Consider the following 2623-nt stretch of genomic DNA (forward strand, 5'->3'; position numbering starts at 1 on the left):
GTGGGCGTTCGACGTCTCGGCGACGATCGCCCCCGGTGGGCCGCTCGCCTCGATCCTGCAGGCGACCGTCGGCTTCATGCCCGCGATGACGTGGCTTCAGGTCATCGGATGGGTGCTCTACATCTCGATCGTCGGATGGCTCTACATCCGCGGTCTCCGCTCGATGCGTCCGTCGAAGCCGCGCGGCTCGACCGAACCCTCATCCGAATCCCCCTCTCTCTCACAACAAGGAGCAGCATGACCACCTCGCACCGGATCCTGGGGGTGCTCGCCGCCACGGGAGCAGCCGTCCTCGTCCTGAGCGGCTGCGTCGCGAAGAGTGACGCGCAGGCCACCGCGGCCTTCGACGTCTCGTCGACCGCCACCGACTGCGCCGTGTCCGCGGCGACGGCGAAGAGCGGGACGCTGACCTTCAACGTCAAGAACGACACCGATCAGGTCTCGGAGTTCTACCTGCTGGCCGAGGACGGGCTGCGTATCGTCGGAGAGGTCGAGAACATCGCCCCCGCGGCATCGCGCACGCTCACGGTCGTCGCGCAGCCGGGAGACTACTTCACCCTCTGCAAGCCGGGCATGATCGGCGACGGCGTGGGCAAGACGGCGTTCACCGTCACCGGAGACCGCGTCGCGGTGGACGGCCCTGATGCCGAGCAGAAGCAGAAGGCCGTCGATCTCTACGCGGCGTTCGTGAAGGACCAGGTGGGTCAGCTCGTCCCGGCCGTCGAGGACTTCGTGGCCGCCTACGAGTCCGGTGACGACGAGACCGCGCGCACGCTCTTCCCGCAGACCCGCGCGTTCTACGAGCGCATCGAGCCCGTGGCCGAGGCGCTGGGCGACCTCGACCCGCGCATCGACTACCGCGAGGTCGACGCGGTGGCCGAGGGGCTGGACTGGACGGGCTTCCACCGCATCGAGAAGGACCTGTGGGTCCCGGCACAGGATGCGCTGAACGCCGACGGCGAGACCCCGGCATGGCAGGACTGGGCGCCGTCGACGCCGGCCACGACGAAAGGACATCCCATGCACACGCGCACTCTCGGACAGGGCCTCCAGGTCTCTGCGGTCGGACTCGGCTGCATGGGCATGTCGCAGAGCTACGGGCCCAACCCCGGAAGCCGCGACGAAATGATCGGGGTGCTGCGATCGGCGATCGAGCACGGCGTCGACTTCTTCGACACGGCCGAGGTCTACGGCCCGTATGTGAACGAGGAACTCGTCGGCGAGGCGCTCGAGCCGATCCGCGATCGCGTCGTGCTCGCGACGAAGTTCGGCTGGGACATCCAGAACGGCAGGAGCGTGGGGCTCGACAGTCGGCCCGAGCAGATCCGGCGAGTGGCCGAGGCGTCGCTGCGGAGTCTGCGCACCGACGTGATCGACCTCTTCTACCAGCACCGCGTCGACCCCGACGTGCCGATCGAAGACGTCGCCGGGACCGTCGGCGAGCTCATCGCCGAAGGGAAGGTGCGCCACTTCGGGCTCTCCGAGGCCTCGGCGGACACGATCCGCCGCGCACATGCCGTGCACCCGGTCACCGCGCTGCAGAGCGAGTACTCGCTGTGGACCCGCGATCCCGAATCCGAGATCCTGCCGGTGCTCGCGGAGCTGGGCATCGGATTCGTGCCCTTCAGTCCGCTCGGCAAGGGGTTCCTGACCGGGACGGTCGACACGGCAGCCGACTTCGCAGCCGGCGACATCCGCGCCACGATCCCGCGGTTCACGGCCGAGAACCGGGCGGCGAACCACGCGCTCGTGGCGCACGTGGCAGAGCTGGCCACGGCGAAGGGGGCCACCCCCGGTCAGATCGCTCTGGCGTGGCTGCTCGCACAGCAGCCGTGGATCGTGCCGATCCCCGGCACTCGACGCACCGTGCGCATCGCCGAGAACGCCGGAAGCACGGCGGTCGCCCTGTCGGCCGACGAGGTCGCCGACCTCTCGACCCTCGCCACACGCGTCGGGGTGAGCGGCGACCGCTACAACCCGCAGCAGATGGCGTTCGTCGACCGTTGAGTCCTCCGCGGCCTCGGTATCGTGAGGCGGGTGATCTCCGCCCGCAGCTATCCCGCGACCATCGCGTCCGCTGTCGAGCACGAGACCGTCATCCGCAAGTCGCGCTTCCTCACCCGCATCGAGCCCGTCTCCTCGGTCGAGCAGGCCGACACCGTGATCGCCGCCATCCGGAAGAGGGCCTGGGACGCCACCCACAACTGCACCGCGATGGTGACGGGTCTGCTCGGCGATCAGGCGCGGTCCTCGGATGACGGCGAGCCCTCCGGCACCGCGGGGATCCCGATGCTCGAGGTGCTGCGCCGGCGCGAGCTGACCGATGTGGTCGCGGTAGTGACCCGCTACTTCGGCGGTGTGAAGCTCGGGGCGGGAGGGCTCGTGCGCGCCTACTCCTCCGCAGTGTCTGAGGCACTCGATCTGGCGTCCCTCGTGCAGCGGGCAGCCCTCCGGCAGGTGACACTCGAGGTGCCGCACGCAGACGCCGGCCGCTATCGTGAAGTCCACGTGGCCGGGGGTGTCGATGATGTTGATCTGGTTCTTGTTCCAGTAGCAGGTCACGGCGGCAGACGTGATCGTGATGCCGCGCTCCTTCTCCTGCTCCATCCAGTCGGTGGTCGAG

The 2623-nt window shown here is 69.0% G+C and carries 1 protein-coding gene and 4 pseudogenes; 4 read left to right on the plus strand and 1 reads right to left on the minus strand.

The window, feature by feature from the left end:
• From KZA10_RS12015 to KZA10_RS12030, 4 genes and pseudogenes are all read left to right on the plus strand, one after another.
• Positions 1 to 241 (plus strand): annotated as a pseudogene (locus KZA10_RS12015) (high-affinity Fe2+/Pb2+ permease); the annotation flags it as partial.
• Positions 238 to 1002, plus strand: a pseudogene (locus tag KZA10_RS12020) (imelysin family protein); the annotation flags it as partial. The pseudogenes KZA10_RS12015 and KZA10_RS12020, both read left to right, overlap by 4 nt.
• Before the next feature lie 18 nt (positions 1003 to 1020).
• The gene (locus KZA10_RS12025; RefSeq protein ID WP_218682992.1) at positions 1021 to 2007 is read left to right on the plus strand and encodes an aldo/keto reductase; all 987 of its coding nucleotides are present in this window, start codon (positions 1021 to 1023) and stop codon (positions 2005 to 2007) included.
• 30 nt (positions 2008 to 2037) lie between these two features.
• Positions 2038 to 2496 (plus strand): annotated as a pseudogene (locus KZA10_RS12030) (YigZ family protein); the annotation flags it as partial.
• Here the strand turns inward: KZA10_RS12030 and KZA10_RS12035 are convergent.
• A pseudogene (locus tag KZA10_RS12035) lies at positions 2464 to 2623 on the minus strand (GTP-binding protein); the annotation flags it as partial. The pseudogenes KZA10_RS12030 and KZA10_RS12035 sit on opposite strands and share 33 nt — an antisense overlap.

This window comes from Microbacterium sp. BF1 (assembly GCF_019279095.1).
GTDB classification, from domain to species: Bacteria; Actinomycetota; Actinomycetes; order Actinomycetales; family Microbacteriaceae; genus Microbacterium; species Microbacterium maritypicum.